Origin of the sequence: Pseudomonas sp. NFACC43, assembly GCF_900119645.1 — a bacterium.
Lineage (GTDB): Bacteria > Pseudomonadota > Gammaproteobacteria > Pseudomonadales > Pseudomonadaceae > Aquipseudomonas.
The window spans coordinates 204877-229466 of record NZ_FPKK01000003.1; the positions used below are offsets into that span (position 1 = coordinate 204877).

Here is a 24590-nt window from a genome sequence, read left to right on the forward strand (position 1 = left end):
CCGGGGCCTTTTGGTATGCGTCCGGTTATCGGGTGACCGGAAAATCCACCACCAATGTCTCGATGTTGCGCTTTTTCGCCCGAACCAGGGCGGCGTTGATTTTCTCCTGCCCGGCTTCGGCTTCGGGCCGGGAGTTGAACGGTCCTACCAGGACCCGGTCCTTGCCGTTCTCCTTGACCACGGTCGACATGAAGCTGTGTTCGATGAGCCATCCGGTCAGGTCACTGACCGCTTGAGGTGTTTCGCCCCGAACCTCGACACCCCACTGCGGCGCGGCAGCGGCTGCCGGAGAGGAAGCCACGGATGGCTTCGGTTTCGGTGCTTCCACCTCACGTCCCTCGCCACATCCTGCCAGCATCAATACCGCGATTACCCAAGCCAATGTGCGCACAACATTTCCTCTGGAAGACATGAGGAGGCGATTTTAGCACCCGCGCCCACCAAGAACCCCGCAAACAATGCTCAAAACACGAGAATCCTGCACGACGTCTCTGTATAGTCGCACCCTGGGAATTAATGCTACGTCTGCGCGTCACAAAGAGGCACCCACATTGTGACACTTAGCACTAATCTATAAGCAGTACCGACATCTGCACTGTCTGAATCAGGTGCCCTATAAAGCAATCAAGGAGAACACCATGCTGATACTCACCCGCAAAGTCGGTGAAAGCATAAACATTGGTGACGACATCACGATCACCATTCTGGGCGTTAGCGGCCAGCAGGTCCGGATCGGCATCAATGCCCCGAAAAACGTTGCGGTGCATCGCGAAGAGATTTATCAGCGCATTCAGGCCGGCCTTACCGCCCCCGACAAGCCGCAAACTCCCTGAGCCCTGCAGCAGTCCGCAGCCAGCCCGTTTGCATCGCCGCAATGGCTGGCTAAAGATTCAGGCGCACCCACGCCATCCCTGCTCCATCCGGCTTCTGATTTTCCGCCACACCCTCGAAACCGATATTAGTGCCATGACCCTGGCGTGGCTGTCGGACATTTCGTTTTAATGGCGACGAAGCGGGTATCAGTGCCGGTCAGCTCAAGCTCACGCCACGGGCCATGCCTGTGGCAGCGACCACCATCAGCATCATCAGCAACGCTTCGACGTGACTGATCCGGGCCAGTCGGCCTGCCCTGGATGCATCGATGGCCAACCCCTTGCCCAGGGCCATCCGCCATTTGATCAATGTGATCATAGGAACGAGTTCAAGCAGCAGGATCAGCAGAAGCAGGGTCATCTTCAGATGGAACAGAGGCTGGTGCAGGTAATAGTCCGAGCCTTTTTCGAATCCGCCGAAAGCACGCATCCCACCGGTCACCAGCAGGACCAGTGCCGACATTCCCCACACGCTATCGGCCACCAGCACATTGCGTACCGCATCCACGCCACCGGCCAGGCGCCGCAGGGCCGTACCGCGCGTGAGCACTGCCCAGAGCCCGAGGGCGAAGGCCAGGAGATGAATTGCCGCCAGAGACCAATGAGCCCACATGGAAAAATCCTGTCAGGGAACGTCGAATCGACCTGACAGTACTAGCTCATAAGAAAATGATTGCCAGGCCGGACACAAAAAAAGTGGGAGCGAGCTTGCTCGCGATGGCGGTGTATCAATCGACAACAATGTTGCCTGACATTCCGCTATCGCGAGCAAGCTCGCTCCCACAGGGGTACGGCGAGCTTTAGAAGATCTTAGTCCGCCAGGCGCCAGGTCGTGCCGCCCTTGCCGTCCTCCAGTACCACGCCCATGGCGGTGAGCTGGTCACGGATACGGTCGGATTCGGCCCAGTCCTTGTTGGCCCGCGCCGTCAGCCGCGCCTGGATCAGCGCGTCGACTTCGGCGGCGTCCACGCGACCTTCGGCACCGGCCTGGAGGAAGTCGTCAGCCTCGAGCTGCAACACACCCAGTACGCTGGCCAGCTCCTTCAGGCGCGCGGCCAAACCTGCCGCGGCGTTGATGTCGCTCTCACGCAGGCGGTTGATCTCACGCACCATCTCGAACAGCACCGCGCAGGCTTCCGGCGTGCCGAAGTCATCGTTCATGACCTCGGTGAATCGCGCCACGAACGCTTCGCCACCGGCGGCCGGCACGGCGGGCAAGCCCTTCAACGCATGGTAGAACCGCTCCAGGGCGCCCTTGGCGTCCTTGAGGTTGTCTTCCGAATAGTTGATGGCGCTGCGGTAGTGGCTCGACACCAGCAGATAACGCACCACCTCGGGATGGTATTTGTCGAGCACGTCGCGGATGGTGAAGAAGTTGTTCAAGGACTTGGACATCTTCTCGCCGTTGATCCGGATCATGCCGCAATGCATCCACGCATTGGCGTAGGTCTTGCCGGTGGCCGCTTCGCTCTGGGCGATTTCGTTCTCGTGGTGCGGGAACTCCAGGTCGCTGCCGCCGCCATGGATGTCGAAGGTCTCGCCCAGGCAGCAGGTGGACATCACCGAGCACTCGATGTGCCAGCCTGGACGCCCCTTGCCCCACGGCGAATCCCAGCTCGGCTCGCCCGGCTTGGCGGCTTTCCACAGCACGAAGTCCAGCGGGTCCTGCTTCGACTCGCCCACTTCGATACGCGCGCCGATGCGCAGGTCTTCGATCTTCTTGCGCGACAGCTTGCCATAGCCCATGAACTTGCCGACGCGGTAGTACACGTCGCCATTGCCCGGTGCGTAGGCGTAGCCCTTGTCGATCAGCGTCTGGATCATCGCGTGCATGCCGGGAATATGGTCGGTGGCCCGCGGCTCCATGTCCGGCTTGAGGATGTTGAGACGTGCCTCGTCCTCGTGCATCGCCGCGATCATGCGTTCGGTCAGCGCCTCGAACGACTCGCCGTTCTCGTTGGCGCGGTTGATGATCTTGTCGTCGATGTCGGTGATGTTGCGCACGTAAGTCAGGTCATAGCCGCTGAAACGCAACCAGCGGGTCACCAGGTCGAAGGCAACCATGCTGCGACCGTGGCCCAGGTGGCAGTAGTCGTACACGGTCATGCCGCAGACATACATGCGGACCTTGTTGCCATCCAGCGGCTTGAAGACTTCTTTGCTCTTGGTGAGCGTGTTGTAGATCGTAAGCACAGGGTTTCCCTTAAGACTTGATCACTGACCCCAGGAATCGCGCAAGGTCACGGTACGGTTGAACACCGGGGCACCGGGTTTCGAGTCCTTGATATCCGCGCAGAAGTAACCTTCGCGCTCGAACTGAAAGCGGTCCTCCGGCTGTGCGTTGCCCAGCGAAGGTTCGGCACGACAACCAGTGAGTACATGCAGGGAGTCAGGGTTGATGTTGTCCAGGAAGCTGGCGCTGTCTTCGGCCTTCTCCGGGTTCGGCGAACGGAACAGGCGATCGTACAGGCGCACTTCGCACTCGACGCTGGCGGCCGCCGGCACCCAGTGGATCACGCCCTTGACCTTGCGCCCTTCAGGGTTCTTGCCGAGGGTGTCGGGGTCGTAGGAGCAACGCAACTCGATGATGTTGCCGTCGGCATCCTTGATGGCTTCGTCGGCGCGGATCACATAACTGCCGCGCAGCCGTACTTCACCGGCCGGCTCCAGGCGCTTGTAGCCCTTGGGCGGCTCTTCCATGAAGTCTTCACGGTCGATGTAGATTTCCCGGGCGAACGGCAGGACGCGCACGCCCATGTCTTCCTTCGGATGGCAAGGCAGCTCGAGGTTCTCGACCTGGCCTTCCGGGTAGTTGGTGATCACGACTTTCAGCGGGCGCAGCACGCACATGGCACGCGGGGCGCTCTGGTCCAGGTCCTCGCGGATGCTGAATTCCAGCATGCCGAAGTCCACCACGCCGTCGGAACGGTTGGTGCCGACCATCTCGCAGAAGTTGCGGATCGATTTCGGCGTATAGCCACGCCGACGAAAGCCCGACAGCGTCGACATGCGCGGGTCGTCCCAGCCGTTGACGTGTTGCTCGTCCACCAACTGCTTGAGCTTGCGCTTGCTGGTGATGGTGTAGTTCAGGTTCAGGCGGCTGAACTCGTACTGGCGCGGCTTGGCCGGCACGGGCAGGTGCTCGAGGAACCACTCGTACAACGGACGGTGGCTTTCGAACTCCAGGGTGCAGATCGAATGGGTGATGCCTTCGATGGCGTCCGACTGACCGTGGGTGAAGTCATAGTTGGGGTAGATGCACCATTTGTCGCCGGTCTGGTGGTGATGGGCGTGACGGATGCGGTACATGATCGGGTCACGCAGGTTCATGTTCGGCGAGGCCATGTCGATCTTGGCCCGCAGCACCCGCGCACCATCCGGGAACTCACCGGCGCGCATGCGGGCGAACAGGTCCAGGTTCTCCTCGACGCTGCGCTCGCGGAACGGGCTGTTGCGGCCGGGCTCGGTCAGGCTGCCGCGATATTCCCGGGCCTGCTCCGGGGTCAGGTCGCACACATAGGCCTTGCCGGCCTTGATCAGTTCCACCGCCCAGTCGTGCAATTGGTCGAAATATTGCGAGGCATAGCGCACCTCACCGGACCATTCGAAACCCAGCCACTTGACGTCGCTTTCGATCGCGTCGATGTATTCCTGGTCTTCCTTGGCCGGGTTGGTGTCGTCGAAACGCAGGTGCGTGACGCCACCGAACTCCTGGGCTAGGCCGAAGTTCACGCAGATCGACTTGGCGTGGCCGATGTGCAGGTAGCCGTTGGGCTCAGGCGGAAAACGGGTGACGATCTGCGTGTGCTTACCCGAATCCAGGTCCGCCTGGATGATCGGGCGCAGGAAATTGACCGGAACGGCCGGGCCGGTCTTGGAATTCGAGGTAGGGTCGACAGTGGGCTTGCTCATAGGATCCTTGAACAGACAAGTGCGCGGCCGGGTGCGGCCTGATAAATCAAAACCCGTATCATAGCCGATGCTGTCAAGCCGCTGACAGCGCCAGGCCCGGCAAACGATTGAATTTATTCGGCTGCCAGACGAAAAACAGCCTCGAAATTCGTGCCTGGCACGCTAAACTGCCCAGCCTGGCCGATTGAAGCCAGATCGGTTGCCGGCGTTCGCGCCCAAGAACCCACGAATTCCATGAAAGAGTAGTCATCATGAGCAAAGTCAAACTGACCACCAACCACGGCGACATCGTTCTGCAACTGAACGCCGAAAAAGCCCCCGTGACCGTCGCCAACTTCCTCGAGTATGTGAAGGCCGGTCACTACACCAACACCATTTTCCACCGCGTCATCGGCAACTTCATGATCCAGGGCGGCGGTTTCGAACCGGGCATGAAAGAAAAGAAAGACAAGCGCCCAAGCATCCAGAACGAAGCCGACAACGGCCTGCCGAACAAGAAGTACAGCGTCGCCATGGCCCGTACCATGGAGCCGCATTCGGCCTCCGCGCAGTTCTTCATCAACGTGGCCGACAACAGCTTCCTGAACCACAGCGCCAAGACCGTCCAGGGCTGGGGCTACGCCGTGTTCGGTGAAGTGATCGAGGGCACCGATGTGGTCGACAGCATCAAAGGCGTCTCCACCACGTCCAAGGCCGGCCACCAGGACGTCCCGGCAGACGACGTGATCATCGAGAAAGCCGAGATCATTGAGTGATACTGCTGATTTCAGATCTGCATCTGGAAGAGGAGCGCCCGGACATTACCCGGGCGTTTCTGGATTTACTCGCCACACGCGCCCGTTCGGCGCAAGCGCTTTACATTCTGGGGGACTTCTTCGAAGCCTGGATCGGCGACGATGCCATGACACCCTTCCAGCGCTCCATCTGCCAGGCCCTGCGCACCTTGAGCGACAGCGGCACGGCCATTTTCCTGATGCACGGCAATCGCGACTTCATGCTGGGACAGGCCTTCTGCAAAGCGGCCGGCTGCACCCTGATCAAGGACCCGACTGTCGTGCAGCTCAACGGCGAGCCGGTGCTGCTGATGCACGGCGACAGTCTCTGCACCCGCGACGAAGGCTATATGAAGTTGCGACGCTGGCTGCGCAATCCGCTCACGCTGTTCATCCTGCGCCACCTGCCCCTGGGCAGCCGCCGGAAACTGGCGCGCAAGCTGCGCAGCGAAAGTCGCACGCAGACCCGGATGAAAGCCAACGACATCATCGACGTCACGCCCGAGGAAGTCCCGCGGGTCATGCAGCAATACGGCGTGAAAACCCTGGTCCACGGCCATACCCACCGCCCCGCCATCCACAAGCTGCAACTGGGCGAACAGGCCGCCCGGCGCATCGTGCTAGGGGACTGGGACAAGCAAGGCTGGGCATTGCAGGTGGATGAACAGGGTTTCGCGCTGGCCTCGTTTGGGTTCGCCCCACCGCCGCTGCTATCGGCACCCGAGACACCTCCCAGCCAAACCTGAATTCCCCTGTGGGGGGCGGGATTGCTCGCGATAGCGGTGTTTTCAGTCAGCATAAAAGTTGACTGTCATGCCGCCATCGCGAGCAAGCTCGCTCCCACACTGGATTATTGAATCGTTGGATCAATGCCCCGCCGACGCCGGCCCCGCCTTAGCCGCGAACGGCGGCCTGGCCAGCCATACCAGCATGATCAACCCCATGAATGCCCAGCCCAGCAGCGTGAAGTAATCCACGGTGGAGAGCATGTACGCCTGGCTGTTGAGAATCTGGTCGAGCTGGGCATAGGCCGGTGTGCTGGCGCCGCCGAGCTGGTTGAGCGCCTCGCGGGTGGCGGGGTCGAACGTGCTGATACTTTCGCTCAGGTAGGCATGGTGCTGGTCGGCCCGACGGATCCAGATCCAGGTGGTCAGGGACGCGGCGAAGCTGCCGCCCAGGGTCCGCAGGAATGTCGCCAGGCCCGCGCCGTCGGCGATCTGTTGGGGCGGCAGGTCGGACATCAGGATGCTCAGCGTCGGCATGAAGAACAGCGCCACGCCGATGCCCATGAACAACTGCACCAGGGCGATGTGCTGGAAATCCACCTCATTGGTGAACCCGGCGCGCATGAAGCAGCTCAGGCCGATGGCCAGGAACGCCAGCCCGGCCAACAGGCGCAGGTCGAACTTGTGGGCGTACTTGCCGACGAAGGGCGACATCAGCACCGGCAGGATACCAATGGGCGCCACGGCCAGCCCGGCCCAGGTGGCGGTATAGCCCATCTGCGTCTGCAGCCATTGCGGCAGGATCAGGTTGATGCCGAAGAAACCGGCATAACCGCCCACCAGCACGATGGTGCCGATGCGAAAGTTGCGATAGGCGAACAACCGCAGATTGACCACCGGATGCCGGTCAGTCATTTCCCAGATCACGAACACCGCCAGGGCGATCACCGAGACCAGGGCGCCGATGATGATGAAATTCGATTCGAACCAGTCCAGGTCGTTGCCCTTGTCGAGAATCACCTGGAGCGCGCCGACACCGATGACCAACGTGATCAACCCGACGTAATCCATCGGTTGGCGACTGGTGACCACCGGTCGCGCCTTGAGCTGCTGGCGCACCACCATCACCGCGAAAATCCCGATGGGCACGTTGATGAAGAAGATCCACGGCCAGCTGTAGCTGTCGGTGATCCAGCCCCCCAGGATCGGCCCGGCAATCGGCGCCACCACGGTGACCATCGCCAGCAATGCCAGGGCCATCCCCCGCCTGGCGGGCGGATACACCGCGATCAGCAAGGTCTGGGTCATCGGGTACAACGGCCCTGCCACCAGCCCTTGAAGCACACGGAAGCCGATCAGCTCCGGCATCGAAGTGGAAACGCCACACAAGAATGAAGCGAGCACGAACAGCATCGTCGCCCACAAGAACAGCTTGACCTCGCCAAACCGACGACTGAGCCAGCCGGTCAACGGCAAGGCGATGGCATTGCTCACGGCGAACGAAGTGATGACCCAGGTGCCCTGCTCGGAGCTTACCCCCAGGTTGCCGGATATCGTCGGCAGGGCGACGTTGGCGATGGTGGTATCGAGCACCTGCATGAACGTCGCCAGCGACAGCCCGATGGTGCTGAGCAACAGGCTGGGCGGCGTGAAGGACGCGTTATTGCTCATTACGAAATCCTATGAAGCGAAGGTGGCGAAATCGCGGGCAAAGTGGACCGGACTCAGCCCTGTTTGGACCAGGAACATGGTCAACCTCTGTGGCGAGGGGATTTATCCCCGCTGGGCTGCGAAGCCGCCCCTGAACCTGCGGCTCGGAGTGTCAGGGTCAACGCTTCAATCAGATGGGACTGCTTCGCAGCCCATAGGGGATAAATCCCTCGCCACAGATTCGTCAGCGTTGCACCGTCTTGCTGGCAGCCGCACTGTTGTCATGGATCAGGCGGGTGATCATCGCGTCGGCGTCAGCCAGTTGCCGTTCGTAGACCTGGGTGCTGAACGTGGCCTTCTGCGGGGGCTGCTGGGCCAGCACAGGGCCGCTCTGGTCCCTCAGGTTGACGTTGACTTCGGTGGACAGGCCGACCCGCAACGGATGCCTGGCCAGTTCCTCGGCGTTGACATGGATCCGCACCGGCACCCGCTGGACGATCTTGATCCAGTTGCCGGTGGCGTTCTGCGCCGGCAGCAGGGCGAACGCGCTGCCGGTTCCCGCACCGAGGCTGTCGACCGTGCCGCTGTACTTCACATCGCTGCCATAGAGGTCGGTTTCGATCTCCACCGGCTGGCCGATGCGCATGTCACGCAACTGGGTTTCCTTGAAGTTGGCGTCGATCCACAACTGGTCCAGGGGAATCACCGCCATCAGTGCGGTGCCCGGCTGCACCCGCTGCCCCAGTTGCACGGTGCGCTTGGCGACGTAACCTGTGACCGGCGCGATCAGGGTGCTGCGGGCATTGGCCAGGTAAGCCTGGCGCAGTTGCGCAGCGGCGGACTGCACGTCGGGATGGGACGACACCACCGTATCGTCCACCAGGGCGCTGGTGGTCTTGAGTTGTTGCCGGGCATTGGCGAGGGCGTTCTGGGCCGAGGTCAGGTCGTCCCGGGCATGGGACAGCTCTTCCTGGGAGATCGCGCCGCCCGCCGCCAGGTTCTTGCGGCGGTTGTAGTTTTCCTGGGCCTTCTGCACTTCGGCTTCCTGCGCATTGACCTGCGCTCGCATGCCGTCGACGTTGCTGTACAGCCCCCGCACCTGGCGCACGGTACGCGCCAGGTTGGCCTGGGCACTTTGCAGCCCCACTTCGGCGTCGTTCGGGTCGAATTGCACCAGCACCTGGCCCTCGCGAACCAGGTCGCCATCATCGGCGCCAATGCTCACTACGGTGCCGCTGACCTGCGGTGTGATTTCCACCACGTTGCCGTTCACATAGGCATCGTCGGTGCTTTCGTTCCAGCGCCCGTACAATTCGTGCCAGGCCCAGACACCCAGGCCGCCCAGGATCACCACCAGCGCCAGGGCCAGCAACATCACCTTGCGCTTGCGAGGATTGTTGTCCTGGACATTTTCGGATGGGGTCGTTTCGGCAGTCGCCATGACATATACCTCGAATCAGTTATTCGGCGTGGTGGAGACCGGCGTGGCCGAGGCCAGTGTGTCGGTCTCGAAACCACCGCCCAGGGCCTGCATCAGTTGGATCGACAGATCGATCTGCTCGGCATTGAGGGTCGCCAGTTGGCGCTGGGCCTGGAGCAGTTGCTGCTCGACGCTCAGCACGTCCAGGTAATTCCCGATACCGGAGCCGTAACGCTGGACCACGGTGTCGTAGGAGCTCTGCGCGATATCGGTCGCATGCTGTTGGGCACCGATCTGCCGTGCGATGTCGCGCAGTTGGTTGATGGTGTCGCTGACATCCCCAAGGGCCCTGACCAGGCTCTGGTTGTATTGCGCCACCGCCAGGTCGTAATCGGCGTCGCGGGCATCCAGGTCCGCCCGCAGCCGCCCGCCGTCGAAAATCGGCAGCGATACGGTGGGCGCAACGTTGAAGAAGCGGCTGGGCGAGCCGAACATCGCATCACCCAACAGCGACTGCACTCCCGCCGCCGCGCTCAGGTTGAGGTTGGGATAGAAGTTGGTCTTGCCGGCCTCGATGTTCTTGCCCGCCGCCTCGACCCGCCAGCGCGCCGCCACCAGGTCCGGACGACGGCCCAGCAGCTCAGCCGGCAGGTTCGATGGCAAGGCGACCGCGCTGGCTTTCAGCACGTTGGGCCGAGCGATTTCATTGCCACGGTCCGGGCCCTTGCCCAACAGCACCGCCAGGGCGATCCGGGCACTTTGCAGGCGTTTTTCCGCGTCGATGCGAGAGGCATCGGCACTGGCTTCCAGGCTTTCGGTCTGCTGGAACTGGTACTCACTGTCAATCCCGGCGCTGAGGCGGCGCTTGCTCAGGTCAAGCATCTGTCGGGTGCGCTTGAGGTCTTCGTCAGCCAGGTCATAAATGATGTGGGCCTGACCCAGGTCGCTATAGGCCCGGGCCACGTCGGCGGCCAGGGTCAACTGTGCGGCCTGGCGGTCGATCTCGGCCGCGCGGGCCTGGCCCAGAGCAGCTTCCCAGGCGGCACGCTGGCCGCCCCAGAGGTCGAAGTTGTAATTGAAGTCGACGCTCAGCGAACGCAGCGTGCTGTACGCCCTGCCCTGCCCCGCCGGGTCCTGGTCCCGGGCCAGCCGAGAACGGCTGACGCTGCCACTGGCATCCAGGGTGGGCATGCGCGCCGCATTGGCGGCATACGCCGCGGCGCTGGCCTGATGGACGCGGGCACTGGCGACCTGCATGTCCGGACTGTCGCGCAAGGCTTCACGGATCAGGCCATCGAGCTGCGGATCGCCGAGGCTGCTCCACCAGTCGCGCTTGGGCCATGAGGCCGGCGACAGCGTGACGCCATTCAAGGATTGCCCTGCCTTCAGGCTCTGGGCTTCAAGGCTGACGCCTTGGGTTTCAAGGCCGCTGTAACTGGCGCAACCGGCCAGGCTCATGGCCAGCAGCACCAGGCTCAAACGGGTACGCAAGGTTCTACGCTTCATTTGTCCCCCAATCGCAGCACCGTGATGGGATCACCGGCGGCGAGCAGAATTTTCTTGAGGATCTGTTCGAGGGTTTGCAGCTCCTCGCGGCTGATGGCACCGGCCAGCTGGTTCATGGCGTCGGCGCCGATGTACGGCAAGCGATCGGCGAGGGCCTGGCCCGCGTCGGTCAGGACCAGCTGCACCTGGCGGCGGTCCTGCGCCGAACGATGGCGAACCAGGAAGCCCTTCTGTTCCAGGCGATCGAGCATGCGTGTCATCGAGCCGCTGTCCAGGGACAGGTATCGGCACAGCTCGGCCGGCGTGTCGATGCCATGCTGGGCCATGATGATCAGCACCTTGAACTGTGCGGCGGTGATGCCGACGGGTTCCATGTGGGTGTCGATGATCCGATCCTTGAGCAGCGCGGCACGTCCGAGCAGCATGCCGAGGTGGCAATTGTGGAATTCATCTGGAGTGAAATGCTTCATCTGGGCACCGTTTGCTGCCTAGGCAGTGAATGTATGTCGAGATATTACTGCTTAGGCAGCAAATGTCAAACAAATAGATAGCTAGCTAATAACTAGCAGACGAAACGCAGACATCCCTGTGGGAGCGAGCTTGCTCGCTCCCACAGGGATTGGCTCCACACGGGTTTGGGAGAAAGGCTAGAAATCGCGCTTGTAGAAGATGTCCAGGGAGCTGGCGACGCCGCTGGCGGCTTCGAGGTAGACCTTCTTGCTGAGCTTGTAGCGCAGGGCGATGGTGTTGGCCGGCTCGAACACACCGACGCCGTAGCGCAGGCTGAGTTTTTCCGACAGGTTGCCGCTGGCCACCACGCTGGTGGTATTGCCGCTGCCCTGGGTGTCGAGCTGGAAGTCGTCGATGCCCAGGTTATTGGCCAGGCTGGTGGTCACCCCCGAACTGCCCATCAGGCCCAGGCCCAATGCCGCCTGGGCGAGCATGTTGTTGTCCTCGCCGGTGGTGCTGAGCGGTCGCCCCAGCACCAGGTAGGACAGTGCCTGCTCCTGGCTCATGGCCGGCTCGGAAAAGATTTGCGTGGTCGGCTGCTCGGCGCTGCCGCTCAGGCGGATACCGGCGATCACGTCATCGGTCTGGCGGATTGCTTCGATGTCCAGGTAAGGCTGGTCGATGGGCCCGGCGAACAGCAACCGCGCCCGACGCACCGTCAGCCGCTGCCCATAGGCCCGGTAGCGGCCATCGTTGAGCCAGAGCTCGCCACGGGTATCCATGTTGTCGCCGATGTGGACCTGGCCCTGCACGTTGGCGGTCAACCCAAACCCGGAGAACGCCAGTTTTTCCTGACCGACGATGACATCGATGTCCATCGCCATGGCGATGGGCACCTTGCCCTCTTCGGTCTGGTGGCCGACGATCACCGTGTCATCCGACACCTTGACGGTGGAAGGTGGCAATTCGCGGATGGTGATGTCGCCCTTGGGCACCAGGACCTTGCCGGCGATGGACAGGCGCTCCCCCTGCAGGGTGATGTCCAGGTCCGGAGCCACGTCCAGTTGTGCATAAGGCTCGACGGTCACCGGCAACTGCGAGCCCTTGAGGGCCAGGTTCATGCTCAGGGCCTCGCCCCAGCCGAGGCTTCCCACCAGGCTGCCCCGACCGTTCTTGCCGCTCTTCCAGTCGCCGTCCAGGCGCACCGTATCGCCTGCGATCATGGCCCGCATCTGCAAGGCTTCGAGGCTGACCGGCAACTCCGGGCCCGATACCTGGCCGTCGCTGAGCACAAGGCTGCCGTTGACCTGGGGCGCCAACAGGCTACCTGCCAACGTGCCGCTGCCGTTCAGGTGCCCGGTGAGGGTTTCCACCATCGGCACGAACGGCCGGGCTACCGACAGGTCCAGGCCGGTCAGGCGGAACGAGCCGCTGAGGGGCTTGCTGGCGGGCAAGGGATTGATCTGGGCCTGGAGCATCAGCTCACCCAGCCTTGTACCGACGAAATTCAGCTGGGTGTCGATGCGCTTGGGCGTCAGGCGACTGTCGAGGGTCAAGGTCTGATAGGGGAAGTCCAGCCATGGCGCCGTATCGCGGGCCTTGTCGCGAATACGCAGGGTGCCTGCGCTGGCATCCACCTGGATGCGACCGTTCGGGCCGCTGGCCGGCAGGTCCAGTTGCAGGTCGGCATTGAGCCGGCCCTGCCAGGCGAAATCCTTGGGCATCCACTGGGCCAGGCTTTCGATGGGGAACTGCTTGAGGTGATAACGCAGCTTGGGCTCCGGCATCAGGCGCTGGTCTTCGCCGCACAGGCTGGCCTGCCCGGAACGCCAGCAATGGGCGCCGACATTGAGCGTGCCGTTGGCCAGGCGTTCCAGCTTCGCCGGCGCCTGCAGGCGCCAGCCCTGGCCGCCGGCCTGGACAACGCCGCTGGCCAGGCGCCCGCGCCAGTTGCCCTGGTCGAGCGCGCCATCGAATGCCAGGGTCGTGTCCAGCTGAGGGCCTTGCAAATCCAGGTTCAGTTTCTGCTGTCTGACATCCCCCTGCCCACTCACCGTCAGGACGCCCAGCGAAGTCTCTCCTGCCCGGATGCCGCTGGCCTTGAGGTCGATCTTGCCCCGTTGCGCGTTGTCGAGGGTCGCATCCAGGTTCAGGCTTTGCAGGTGATTGCCCTCAAACGCCAGCTGTGTGCCCTGCAGGCCAAGCTTGCCTTGGGGCGCCTTGAGCGTCCCGTTGACATCGACTCGGCCCGTGACCTGGCCGCGCAGCTGCGGCCAGAGCTGGGCCAGGCGGGAAAGCTTGACGTCGATCCGCCCGGTGAGCTGCTGTTGCAGACTGGCGCTGCCGTTGATGCGGTTATCCCCCAGTCGCATGTCCAGTGCACCGAGATCCCAATGCTCGCCGGCACCGCGGGCCGTGGCCTGGAGCAACGCAGGCTGGCCACGCAATCTGCCCTTGAGGTCGAGCTTCGCGTCGAGGTCGAGGCTGTCGTTTTTCATCGCCCCTTGACTGTGCAAGGATCCGGCCAGGGTGCCGGGCAGCTCGGCAAGCCAGTAAGCCGGGTCGATGGCCGACAATTGCAGTGCGGTATCCCAGGCGATGCCGTCGGCGAATTGCAGGTTCAGGTGCCCTTCGGCCTTGCCCTGCCCCGCGACGAGCTTGAGCTGCGGCAAGTGGATTTGTGTCAGGTTGCCGCTGAACGGGCTGTCCAGGCTGAAAGCCCCGGCGGGTCCGTCCAGCGCAGCCTGGAAGTTGCCCAGGTATTGGCCATCTGTATAGGAGATTTCGCCATTGAAGCTGCGCAATGCCACCTGCGGCTCTTCGACCAACGGGTAGAGGCGATGCCAGGGGAAATCCAGCCAGGCGATCTTCGCTTCGGCGCTCAGGCCTTCGCGCCAATCCACCTGCCCGGTCAGCTTCAGGTGCTGCTGGTCGCTGGCGTTCAGGTCCAGGCCGGCGATCTGCGCGCCGTCGGCGTCCACCTTGCCTTGCAGCCGCAGCGCCACGGGCCCCTGCTCGGCAGGCAACTTGGCGCTGCCCAGCAATTGATAACCATGCTCCAGATCTCCCTCGCCGGTCAGCTCCACCTGGTTGAGCAACAGCGTGTCCGGCAGATCGGCGCTGGCCCTGAAACCGTCGGCGGTCATGCGCACCTTGGCCGGCAGATTGTCCGCCAGCGGTTGTAGCTCGCCAGTCAGTCGGCCTTGCAGGTAGCCACTGCTGTCGGCGTTGAGTCGCAGGGTCTTGAGCAGGTCGCCGTCGACGTGCAAATCCAGCGCCCAGGGCGTAGTGCCCGGCGCCGGCAGGATCAATCGGCCCTGGGCCTGAAGGGGCCAGTCGCCCCCCGGTTGCAGCAGGCCGGACAGTTGCAGGCTCAGTTCGTCGCGCTGCAACCGCAGCGACTCGATCCGCATACCCTGGGCGGTCCAATGGGCGGTCAGTTGCAACCCCTTGAGCTGTTCGCTGCCGTTGAACAGCAGGCTGCCGACCTGCACATCGCCCAGCTCGATGGCCACCGGCAGGCCCAGGTCGGGCAAGGTGATCGGGCCGCTTTCTGGCGCATCGGTGGAGGCCGGCAATTGCAGGCTGATCCTGTCGGCCTTGAGTCGTTCGATACACAGGGTCATGCGCATCAGGCACAGGGGCGACCAGGCCAACAGCACTCCATCGACTTCGAGCCGGCTGCCGTCCTGTTGCCACGACACATGATCGGCGCTCCATTGGCCGCCCAGGCGCCCCTGGAAATTTTCCGTCGCCAGCCCCGGCACCCGCGCCAGCGCCCAGCGGCTACCCGATTGCGTACCGAGGATGACACCCAGCGCCAGCGTCAACACCGCCAGCAACGCAGCGAGCGCCAGCAGCGTTATTTTCAAACCACGATTCACAGCTCGGGCCCCATGGAAAAATGCAATCGAATGCCACCATCGTCGTCCATGGCATGGGCCAGGTCGAGGCGGATCGGGCCTACCGGCGATACCCAGCGCACGCCGACCCCGACCCCGGTCTTGAGGCTCGGCAGCTCAAGGCTGTTGAAGGAATTGCCTTGGTCGACGAACGTCGCCACCCGCCATTTTTCGGCGATGGAATATTGATACTCGAGGCTGCCGGCCACCATGTAGCGGCCACCGATGCGATCGCCCTCGGAGTTTTCCGGCGACAGGCTCTGGTAGTCGTAGCCACGCACGCTCTGGTCGCCGCCGGCAAAAAAGCGCAAGGACGGCGGTATGGATTTGTAGCCATTGGTGGCGCTGCCGCCGATCTGGGCCCGGGCCAGCAGGCGATGCTTGTCGAACACGGTGGTCAGGCCCTTGACCATCGCGGTGCCGTATAACAGGTTGTTGTCCGATCCCAACCCTTCCTTGGCGACCTTGGTGTCGAACTGCAAGCGGTAGCCGTTGCGCGGGTCGATGCGGTTGTCGCTGCGCAGGTAGGAATAACTGACGCCGGGCATCAGCAAGGTACTCAGGCCCGCATCGTCGCCGAGGCGATATTCCTCGCGCTGCCATTTGAGCGACACCACCCGCTGCCAGCCGCTGGGCAACTTGCTGTGCCACTCAGGTCCCACGGTCAGCAGCTTGCTGAGGCTGTCGGTGCCGGCCAGCTCTTCGTACTGGTACCCCCCGGCGTAGCGCAGCTTGTCGGTCAACGGCGGATCCAGCGGCACGTCATACCACAGGCCGACGTTCTGCCGGGGCGCCGACACTTCCGCCTCCCAGCCGTAACTGTGGCCCTGGGGGTTGACCCAATGGCGCGTCCAGTTAGCCTTGGCCCGTGGCCCGACATCGGTGGAGAACCCCAGGCCGAGGCCCATGGTGCGTGGCTTGCGGGTGTCGAGGCGGACCGCCACCGGGATCACGTTGTCGGTGGCCGCGGCGGGAGCCGCGTCCACACGAACCCCCTCGAAATAGCCGCTCGATTGCAACGCCTGGTTCAACTCGGCGATCAACTCGGAGTCGTAGGGCGTGCCCGCCTTGAACGGTACCATGCGTCGCAACAGGTCTTCGTCGAACGGTGTGTCGCCTTCGAAACTCACCGGCCCCAGGGCATAGCGCGGACCGCTGTCGTAGATCAACTCGATATCGGCGACGCCGGCCTGGGGGTCCACCAGCAATCGCTGGCTGGCGAAATGCCCGCTGAAGAAACCATAGCGCGACGCCTGGTTCTGAATCATGCGCTTGGCGTCTTCATAGCGCCCATGATCGAGCACCGCGCCGGGCTTGAGGGCATCGTTGTCCGGTACACGGAAAGCCTTGAGGGAAGCCGCTGGCCCATCGATGCGCACCGTGACATTGCGCAGGTGCACCGGCTCGCCGGGGTCGATGGTCAGGATCAGGCGCGGGCGCTCGCCGCCCTTGACCTCGCTGTCGATCTGCGGCTGGTAGTAACCCAGCGCCTGGGCGGCCTTGCGGGCCTGTTCTTCGGCACCGCGACTGAAGCGCAGCAATGCCTCCTCGTCACGATCGCCCAACCCACCGATATAACCTTCTACGTTGGCCTTGAGCGCGTCATTGGAGGGTTTGATCCGTACATCCAATTCACTTTGTGCCAGCGCCGCGCAGCTGAGGGACAGCAGGAGCGCGCCGCTGGTCATTCTTCCTGGGAGTTTCATGGCGCGGATGCTATCACGGGGTTGGGAGCCTGATAGAGCCGGACATGTCTCAAAAGTTCGCCGACTCAACCCGTGGCGCTTTGCACGACCTGAGGACTGGCGTGGAAAAACACATGCTCGCGGATCGGTCCTACAGCAATTTCGCCAATTTCCTCGTAGCCCTGACGTTTATAGAATTCCAGGTAACGCGGGTTGCCTGTATCGAGCACCACTCCCTGGGAATTCGGGTCCACCGCGCACCAATTGTGCACGGCCTCCAGCAACTGCTCGCCCAGATGCTTGCCCTGGAACTGTGGGTGAACGCCCAGCAACGGCAGTACATGGACGGCATCCGAGGGCAGGCACGCCAGCACCGCCGCATGGTAGTCCAGATAGCGCCGGGTGCAGCGGAACCCGGTGCTCAGGACCATGCGCAAGCGCCAGGCCCAGCTTTCGGTAATGCCCAGGCGCCGCTGCGGCGGGGCGATCAGGGCGATGCCCACCAGCCTGTCGTTGACCAGCAGGCCGATGGCCGGCAGTTCCTGGAGAAAATGCTGCTTGACCAGTTCGCGCACCGTCGCCCGTACCCGCTGCTCATAACCGGGGCGCTCGGATTCGAACAGGTAGCTGAAGGTCGGCTCATGGCGGTAGGCCTGGTACAGCAGGGAACGTGCTTCGCGGGAATAGCCGCTGTCGAGCATATGGACATCAGCGGTGGCGGTCTCAGGCATGGCGTTGGATCTCCTGGGCGGGGCTCGGTGAGGCCCTGCTCTTATTGAGTACGAACCCGATAAGGTTACGATCGTTCCTACACGCCAAGGACATTAGCAGCGCATTTGTCCCACTGCCACGCGGTGGCTCGCCTCACAGGCCACTATCCCCGTTCCGACATGTCAGCTAGCATCGCAGTTTTGCCAGGACAGCCGACCATGAAGATCGTCTCCTTCAACATCAATGGGCTACGCGCCCGCCCCCATCAGCTGGCGGCGCTGATCGAGAAGCACCAGCCGGACGTGATCGGCCTGCAGGAAACCAAGGTCCACGACGAGCAGTTTCCAGTGGCCGAAGTGCAAGCGCTGGGCTACCACGTTCACTACCACGGGCAAAAAGGCCACTACGGTGTCGCCCTGCTCTCCCGCCAGGCGCCATTGAGCCTGTACAAAGGCTTCGAAGGCGACGATGAAGACGCCCAGCGGCGCTTTATCTGGGGCACCTTCGCCGATGCCAACGGCGTGCCGGTGACCATCATGAACGGTTACTTCCCACAAGGTGAAAGCCGCGATCACCCGACCAAATTCCCGGCCAAGGAGCGTTTCTACAGCGACCTGCAGCAATTGCTGGAAAGCCGCTTCAGCAACGAACAGCCGCTGGTGGTCATGGGCGACGTGAACATTTCCCCGGAAGACTGCGACATCGGCATTGGCCCGGACAACATGAAACGCTGGTTGAAGACCGGCAAATGCAGCTTCCTGCCGGAAGAACGCGAATGGATGGCCCGCTTGAAGAACTGGGGCCTGGTGGATAGTTTTCGCCATTTGAACCCGGACGTCGCCGACCGCTTCAGCTGGTTCGACTACCGCAGCCGCGGCTTCGAGGACGAGCCCAAGCGCGGCCTGCGCATCGACCTGATCCTCGCCTCCCACGGCCTGTTGCCGCGAGTCAAGGATGCCGGTGTGGATTATGAGCTGCGGGGCATGGAGAAACCTTCGGACCACGCGCCGATCTGGCTGGAATTGAGCTGACACCGGCCGCACCCCGTCCGGGTGGGAGCGAATCTGCTCGCTCCCACTGGATCGCCTCTGTCACTCGCGCCGCGTCGCACGCTCGTCATATTTCAGCAACCTGATTGACTTAATCTTCCAGCACTTCCCAGGTTCCGAAGGTACCGGCATGCGGCTGTGGATTGGTTTTCTCGTGGGCCTCTGGCTGCCCCTTGCGGCCTGCGCCAGCGCATTGCCAATCCCCGAGCACGGGCCGGCGCTGCGCATCCAGGGTTCGAATACTATTGGCGCGGCGCTGGGGCCGGCCCTGGTCAGGGGCCTGATGATCGAGCGCGGACTGCTCGAAGTCAGCAGCGAAATCACCGGACGTGAAAACGAACAACGAATCGTCGGCCAGACCGCCGCAGGCCGGCGCGTGGAAATCGACATTGCGGCCCACGGATCCAGCACCGGCTTCGCCGCCCTGAAGCAGGCCAGCGCCGATCTGGCGGCCTCTTCCCGACCGATCAAGGACAGCGAGCTGCAGGAACTGAAGTCCCTCGGCGACTTGAAAAGTCCCGGCGCCGAGCAAGTCATCGCCATCGATGGCCTGGCGATCATTCTTCATCCCCAAAACCCGTTGCGTCAGCTTGATACCTTGCAGCTCGCCCGAATATTCAGCGGCGAGGCAAAAACCTGGGAAGCCTTGGGCGGCGTTGGCGGCGCCATACATCTATATGCCAGGGACGAACAGTCCGGCACCTACGATACCTTCAAGGAACTGGTCCTGAGCCGGCAAGGTAAACGGCTGGATCCTACAGCCCGACGTTACGAATCCAGCGAACAGCTCTCTGACGCCGTCAGCCAGGATCCGCAAGGAATCGGGTTCATCGGCCTGCCCTATGTCCGCCAGGCCAAGGCAGTGGCGATCGTCGATGGCGACTCCCAGCCCATGCTGCCACTCAACAGCCTGATTGCCACCGAAGACTATCCTCTGTCCCGGCGCCTGTTCTTCTATCTGCCTGCATCGCCGACCAACCCCTGGGCCGAGGCGCTGGTGGAGTTCGCCCAGAGCGACCAGGGCCAGGCCATCGTCGCGGCCAACGGGTTCATTGCCCAGACAGTCCAGGCCATGGCCGTTACCCCCAATGCACTGATGCCCGAGGGCTACCAGGCCCTGAGCCGCCACGCCCAGCGCCTGAGCGTGAATTTCCGCTTCGAGGAAGGCAGCGCCAGCCTGGACAGCAAGGCTCATCAGGACCTGGGCCGGGTGCTCGACTATATCCAGAGGCACGGCAAGACCGAGCGCCGAGTGACGCTGGTGGGTTTCGGCGACGCCAAGGACGACCCGGCGCGGGCAGACCTGCTGTCCAGGTTGCGGGCCATGGCGGTGCGGCGTGAACTGGTCAAGTACGGCGTGACACTGCGGGAAGTCCGCGGCTTCGGCGCGCTGATGCCGGTGGCGGCCAACAACGAAGATGAAGGAAGGATCAGGAATCGACGAGTGGAGGTTTGGGTCTACTAGCGATATCAAGACAGACGCCACTCTTGTGGCGAGGGATTTATCATCGCTGGAAACCAGCTTTGTGGCGAGGGGATTTATCCCCGCTCGGCTGCGCAGCAGTCGTCAACCAGCCGACGCGGTTCATCTGTTCTCCGTGGCGTCCGGTGTGGGGCTGCTGCGCAGCCCAACGGGGATAAATCCCCTCGCCACAGGGGGTTGTCGCAGGCAGGTTGTGCAGGCTGACGGCTATCGATCAGCCAACTCCATGATCATCCGCGACAACAGATAAATCCGCGGTACCACGCTCTCAACTTCCGCGTACTCTTGCGGCGTATGAATGTTGCCGCCGACGACGCCGAAACCATCCAGCGTCGGCGTACCGACGCCGGCGGACAGGCTGGCATCCGCCGCCCCGCCGCTGCCTTCTTCGGTCAGTTTGCGCCCCAGCTCGCCATAGATGCCCTGGGCCATGGCCATCAGGCGATCCGACTCGGCCGTCTGCGGCATGGGTGGCAAGCCACGCTTGAGGCTGGTGGTAACCTCGGTGTCGGGGATCAGCTTGTCTTGCGACACACGGGCCAGGTCCTTTTCGATGCGGTCGAACTCTTCCGGCACCGCCGCCCGCACATCGGCCTTGGCGCTGGCCTGGTCGGGAATCACGTTGGTCCGGTCACCCGCGTTGAGCACCGTGAAGTTGATGGTGGTTTTCTTCTCCGCATCGCCCAGCTTGCCCAATTGCAGAATCTGGTGCGCCGCTTCCATCGCCGCATTTCGCCCCAACTCCGGCGCGACGCCGGCGTGGGAGGCCTTGCCCTTGACCTCCACCAGCGCCGTGGCACTGCCCTTGCGCCATACCACCAGGCCATCGGCCGGGCGCCCCGGTTCAAGGTTCAGCGTCACGTCGTGGGCCTTGGCGGTTTTCTTGATCAGGTCGGTGGCGGCGTCCGAGCCGGTCTCTTCGCTGGCATCAAGCAGGAAAGTGATCTGCGCGTAGTTCTTGAAGTCGAGATTCTTCAGCACTTTCAGCGCATAAATCCCGGCGACGATGCCGCCCTTGTCATCCATCACCCCCGGCCCATAGGCGCGCCCGTCCTTGATGTGAAAAGGCCGCTCGGCGGCCGAGCCTTCCTTGAACACCGTGTCCATGTGAGCCATCAGCAGGATCTTCGCCTTGCCGGTGCCCTTGAGGGTTGCCAGGACATGCTGAGTGCCATCCGAATTCGGCACCTTTTCGAAGCTGAAGCCGAGCTTCTTCAGCTCATCGATGGCGATCTCACCGACCTGAGTCAACCCCGGCACATAGCCGGAACCGGAATCGATGTTCACCAACCGTTCGAGCAATTTCAGGGCCTCGCCCTTGTACTGTTCAGCTTGAGTCAATACCGGTTGATGAGGCTGCGCGAAGGCAACGGGGGCGAAGGCGCCGAGGGCCAGGCTCAAGCCGAGACTGACGGCCAGACGGGAGCGAAGCGAGGTAATCGTCATGGTTTCATCCTTGTTCCGTATCGAGTGAGTGCCTTGGCACCCTACCCGACAATGACGCAAGGCTCTAGCCGTACAATCAACAAGCCCTCGCGGACGAGTCCTCTACCGACAACAGTCGTAGGAACGAGGGAAGCAAAATAAAGAAATGCAGGGCGATACGACAAACTCCCCAGAACTTTCCGACGCACCTTTCAGGTTGCCGCTCGGAAGGCGGACGTTTAGCGTAGTTATTAGCGAACGCTCTACAAACTCATTGCCAGGGAGGCATTTTGAAAAATCAAACAGACCACCTAAAACAATAAATCTGCCACCCATAGTTGTTACGCCCGAGCCACCACAACCGTCGCCACTGCCCAGTTCGCCGAAAATCCCCCCTGGGTACACCGCCAAACCGCTCCCTTGGAGCGGAATAGTTGTTGAACAACCTGAAAGAAACACGCTCTTCAGCAAGAAAAACATCAAGCATCCCGATCAATCGACAATCATCTTCGCTACCATTGCCACTCAACTAAACAGAATAGAAAAAGCCTATAATTCACACGCTCCGTTTTTCAGGTCCGAGCTTGCCGAGGAAATTGCCAAAAAACCAGCTCCTGGTAACCAAGTGCACTAAAGCAATACAAACATGAAAAATCTATCGTCGATGAACTTCTTAAGATCAAGAACAGCGAACTGCAAAAAATCACTGCGACAGCGAAGACTTTTTATGGAAGAAGCCCTTTCGATAAAGACTTCAAACAAAACGCCGTTGACTTTGTAAATATTTTTCACACAAGCAGAGAGCCTTCACTAACAACCTACAACAGATGGCTTACCTCCATCACCGCTACGTACACGGCCAGGATGTTTGCCGCAAAAATAAAAATTCTTACGGAAAAATCCAAGCAACTCGCCTCAACCATCGCAACCACAGGAGCTAAGAGAAACAACATATAGCCGTTTGGACCAACCGATACACCAGGAAAGAAATGCCATTATCAATCGATATCAACTGGACAAGGCCAGCCTGGAGAAAAGAGTCCAGGCCGAACAGCGCGGCAGGGAATATGAGGAATTTGGAAATTTCAATTATGGCGCTACCGGCACAGTAGCAGGAATTTCAGAACAGATCCTACTAAGAGCGGCAGGAGCGGCTCAATCCATAGCAGGGACGTCAGAGGAAGAGTTTGGAAAGTGGTGGGCAGAATCGCCTTACGGCGATGACGAATTGGACCAAATCTGGATAAAAGCAGGGATAAGGTATGCTCAAAGCAAGGACATCTAAACGAACCTGCCTGATTCTGTCAGCAGTCTGCATTATGCAGGCGATATACATTTACATGGAGTCCCCCGCTACACCGGAACCGTCAGAAATAATTTCAGTAACCCCTGTTGACTCAACAGGCGCTATTTACGAAGTACTTTACAATTCAGGCGGAGCGACCGTCCCTTTCATCTATCGATATTTCCTTATGGAAAAAATTAACGACCCCGTTGAGGCACTTGATAAAATCAAATCATCCCATCCATTTCTTGTAACCAAAAGCCCCAATGCTGTCCGAACAGTTCTGCCAGGAAGAGTAAAACTTACGACCCTGGATACGATCTACAAATACAGAAACACCGCATATTACAAAACAAACGGAGAATTGAAAGGAATCAAACTAGATTTGACCTCAGATATGCCTTGATCCATCACTGTCACTGGTGACCACTCCTCCAATTAAAGAAGCGACATACCCCCGGTACAAGCCGGGGACATCCCTTGCTCTCGCCTCCTCACGTCCCGCTCGACAGCTACCAGAAGCCGCGCCACTCCAGATGACTCACAACAAGAAGCAACGCACCATCAGGAATGCCATGGCTTTCACAACTTCCACCCAAGCAAAAGCAACCCTGCCGTCGCGGTGTGCCCGCCTTTGAGCTTCACTTACTACTGCTATACAGGTAGCCCAAGGCTGGGCAATCGAATTCTGTCGTGACTCATGGAGGTCATACATGCTGGTGTTGTGGGTACTCCTCGCCGTGTTTGTCGCCTGGTGCTGGCTGACCTATCCGGGTATTGGCCAGGTACTGTTCGACTTGAGCATGGCACTGGAAACGCGCCTCTCCCGGTTGCGCAAGATCACGGTGCCGATCAGCGAGATGACGGTATCGACGCTGCAAGGCGGACCTTACGAAGCGTCCGCCAGCATACTGATGCTGCACGGCTACAGTGCCGACAAGAACCTCTGGCTGCGCATGGCCAGGTCCTTTGTCAATGACTACCGGGTGGTGATTCCCGACCTGGCCGGCCATGGCGAAACCGGCTTCAAGGCTGGTGGTGGCTACGACATCCCGACCCAGGCCAGGCGGGTGATCGAACTGCTCGACGCTTGTGGCCTGGACAAGGTCCACGTGATCGGCAACTCCATGGGCGGCTATCTCGCCGCATGGCTGGCGGCCACTTCGCCGGAGCGCGTACTGACCCTGGCGCTGCTCAATCCAGCCGGCGTCACGTCCCCGCAACCCAGCGACATGGATCGCCTGGTGGCCGCCGGCCGAAACCCGTCCCTCATGGGTTCGCGGGATGATTTCCCACCGTTCTACGCCTTGACCATGGCCTCGCCGCCCTGGGTGCCGAAAGTGGTACTGGCGGCGGTGGCCGAGCAGTATGTCCAGCGCCGGGAAGAGTTGGCGGAGATCTACGCGGACTTTACCGCCAGCCCGCCGATGGAACCGCGCCTGGGTGATATCCGTGCGCCGTCGTTGCTTGTCTGGGGTCGGCAAGACCGGATGATCGACGTCAGCTGCGTCCCTGTATGGAGCAAGGGCATCGCGGATTTGCGAGTGGAAATCTGGGACGGCCTCGGCCACTTGCCGCCCATGGAAAAACCAGCAAGGACTGCGGCGTTGTATCGGGATTTTCTCAAGGGACTAGGGCAATGACCTACGATGGTTCAAGGCTCTTGCGACTTGCTCTGGCAGGAGGATTTCTCCCCGACTGCCTGGCCCGCCACGACAGTCATCCAATGCCGGGGCCGGTCG

At 61.6% G+C, this 24590-nt stretch carries 19 protein-coding genes; 7 read left to right on the top strand and 12 right to left on the bottom strand.

Annotated elements, in window-relative coordinates:
* Positions 1 to 25 precede the first annotated feature (25 nt).
* Positions 26 to 391 (bottom strand): SPOR domain-containing protein, encoded by a 366-nt coding sequence (locus BT179_RS07830; RefSeq protein WP_072430658.1) that lies wholly within the window; start codon positions 389 to 391, stop codon positions 26 to 28.
* Between the two features lie 247 nt (positions 392 to 638).
* Between BT179_RS07830 and csrA the strand changes: the two genes are divergently transcribed.
* A complete protein-coding gene (gene csrA, locus BT179_RS07835) occupies positions 639 to 833 on the top strand; it encodes a carbon storage regulator CsrA (protein ID WP_003179932.1) in 195 nt (64 codons plus the stop codon).
* 196 nt (positions 834 to 1029) lie between these two features.
* Here the strand turns inward: csrA and BT179_RS07840 are convergent, their stop codons facing one another.
* The 3 genes from BT179_RS07840 to BT179_RS07850 all read right to left on the bottom strand — a co-directional run bounded on the left by BT179_RS07840 (position 1030) and on the right by BT179_RS07850 (position 4784).
* Positions 1030 to 1485, bottom strand: coding sequence for a DUF2214 family protein (locus BT179_RS07840; protein ID WP_072392507.1), 456 nt, complete (start codon positions 1483 to 1485; stop codon positions 1030 to 1032).
* Between the two features lie 197 nt (positions 1486 to 1682).
* On the bottom strand, positions 1683 to 3065 hold the full coding sequence (cysS, locus tag BT179_RS07845) for a cysteine--tRNA ligase (protein WP_072392503.1): 1383 nt from the start codon (positions 3063 to 3065) through the stop codon (positions 1683 to 1685).
* A 21-nt stretch (positions 3066 to 3086) separates the two neighbouring features.
* On the bottom strand, positions 3087 to 4784 hold the full coding sequence (locus BT179_RS07850) for a glutamine--tRNA ligase/YqeY domain fusion protein (RefSeq protein ID WP_072392500.1): 1698 nt from the start codon (positions 4782 to 4784) through the stop codon (positions 3087 to 3089).
* A 251-nt stretch (positions 4785 to 5035) separates the two neighbouring features.
* Here BT179_RS07850 and BT179_RS07855 point away from each other — a divergent pair, with 251 nt between their 5' ends.
* Both BT179_RS07855 and lpxH read left to right on the top strand, forming a co-directional pair.
* Entirely contained in the window at positions 5036 to 5539 is a 504-nt protein-coding gene (locus BT179_RS07855) for a peptidylprolyl isomerase (protein WP_072392497.1), read from the top strand.
* Positions 5536 to 6303, top strand: coding sequence for a UDP-2,3-diacylglucosamine diphosphatase (gene lpxH / locus BT179_RS07860; protein ID WP_072392494.1), 768 nt, complete (start codon positions 5536 to 5538; stop codon positions 6301 to 6303). The genes BT179_RS07855 and lpxH overlap by 4 nt, the downstream gene beginning before the upstream one ends.
* 120 nt (positions 6304 to 6423) lie before the next feature.
* Here lpxH and BT179_RS07865 read toward each other — a convergent pair whose 3' ends face one another.
* From BT179_RS07865 to BT179_RS07895, 7 genes are all read right to left on the bottom strand, one after another.
* The gene (locus tag BT179_RS07865) at positions 6424 to 7953 is read right to left on the bottom strand and encodes a DHA2 family efflux MFS transporter permease subunit (RefSeq protein WP_072430659.1); all 1530 of its coding nucleotides are present in this window, start codon (positions 7951 to 7953) and stop codon (positions 6424 to 6426) included.
* Positions 7954 to 8176: 223 nt separating this feature from the next.
* Complete coding sequence (locus BT179_RS07870) at positions 8177 to 9373, bottom strand: HlyD/EmrA/EmrK family protein (RefSeq protein WP_072430660.1); 1197 nt, start codon at positions 9371 to 9373, stop codon at positions 8177 to 8179.
* Positions 9374 to 9388: 15 nt separating this feature from the next.
* The gene (locus BT179_RS07875; RefSeq protein ID WP_072430661.1) at positions 9389 to 10858 is read right to left on the bottom strand and encodes an efflux transporter outer membrane subunit; all 1470 of its coding nucleotides are present in this window, start codon (positions 10856 to 10858) and stop codon (positions 9389 to 9391) included.
* A complete protein-coding gene (locus tag BT179_RS07880) occupies positions 10855 to 11328 on the bottom strand; it encodes a MarR family winged helix-turn-helix transcriptional regulator (protein WP_072392482.1) in 474 nt (157 codons plus the stop codon). The genes BT179_RS07875 and BT179_RS07880 overlap by 4 nt, the downstream gene beginning before the upstream one ends.
* Before the next feature lie 177 nt (positions 11329 to 11505).
* Positions 11506 to 15192, bottom strand: a complete 3687-nt coding sequence (locus BT179_RS07885; protein WP_072430662.1) for a translocation/assembly module TamB domain-containing protein — start codon at positions 15190 to 15192, stop codon at positions 11506 to 11508.
* On the bottom strand, positions 15189 to 16916 hold the full coding sequence (locus tag BT179_RS07890; protein WP_072392476.1) for an autotransporter assembly complex protein TamA: 1728 nt from the start codon (positions 16914 to 16916) through the stop codon (positions 15189 to 15191). The genes BT179_RS07885 and BT179_RS07890 overlap by 4 nt, the downstream gene beginning before the upstream one ends.
* A 65-nt stretch (positions 16917 to 16981) precedes the next feature.
* Entirely contained in the window at positions 16982 to 17626 is a 645-nt protein-coding gene (locus BT179_RS07895) for a GNAT family N-acetyltransferase (RefSeq protein WP_072392473.1), read from the bottom strand.
* A gap of 198 nt (positions 17627 to 17824) precedes the next feature.
* On the opposite strand from BT179_RS07895, the gene xthA reads away from it, so the two are divergent.
* Both xthA and BT179_RS07905 read left to right on the top strand, forming a co-directional pair.
* Entirely contained in the window at positions 17825 to 18637 is an 813-nt protein-coding gene (xthA, locus tag BT179_RS07900; protein ID WP_072392470.1) for an exodeoxyribonuclease III, read from the top strand.
* 148 nt (positions 18638 to 18785) lie between these two features.
* Complete coding sequence (locus BT179_RS07905) at positions 18786 to 20120, top strand: substrate-binding domain-containing protein (protein WP_072392467.1); 1335 nt, start codon at positions 18786 to 18788, stop codon at positions 20118 to 20120.
* A gap of 225 nt (positions 20121 to 20345) precedes the next feature.
* Here the strand turns inward: BT179_RS07905 and BT179_RS07910 are convergent, their stop codons facing one another.
* On the bottom strand, positions 20346 to 21584 hold the full coding sequence (locus tag BT179_RS07910) for a M20/M25/M40 family metallo-hydrolase (protein WP_072392447.1): 1239 nt from the start codon (positions 21582 to 21584) through the stop codon (positions 20346 to 20348).
* Between the two features lie 940 nt (positions 21585 to 22524).
* Between BT179_RS07910 and BT179_RS07915 the strand changes: the two genes are divergently transcribed.
* Positions 22525 to 22848 carry a polymorphic toxin type 44 domain-containing protein gene (locus tag BT179_RS07915; protein WP_072392444.1) on the top strand — a complete coding sequence of 108 codons (324 nt, stop codon included), beginning with the start codon at positions 22525 to 22527 and terminating at the stop codon, positions 22846 to 22848.
* 713 nt (positions 22849 to 23561) lie between these two features.
* The gene (locus BT179_RS07920; RefSeq protein WP_072392441.1) at positions 23562 to 24491 is read left to right on the top strand and encodes an alpha/beta fold hydrolase; all 930 of its coding nucleotides are present in this window, start codon (positions 23562 to 23564) and stop codon (positions 24489 to 24491) included.
* The last annotated feature ends 99 nt before the right edge of the window (positions 24492 to 24590 follow it).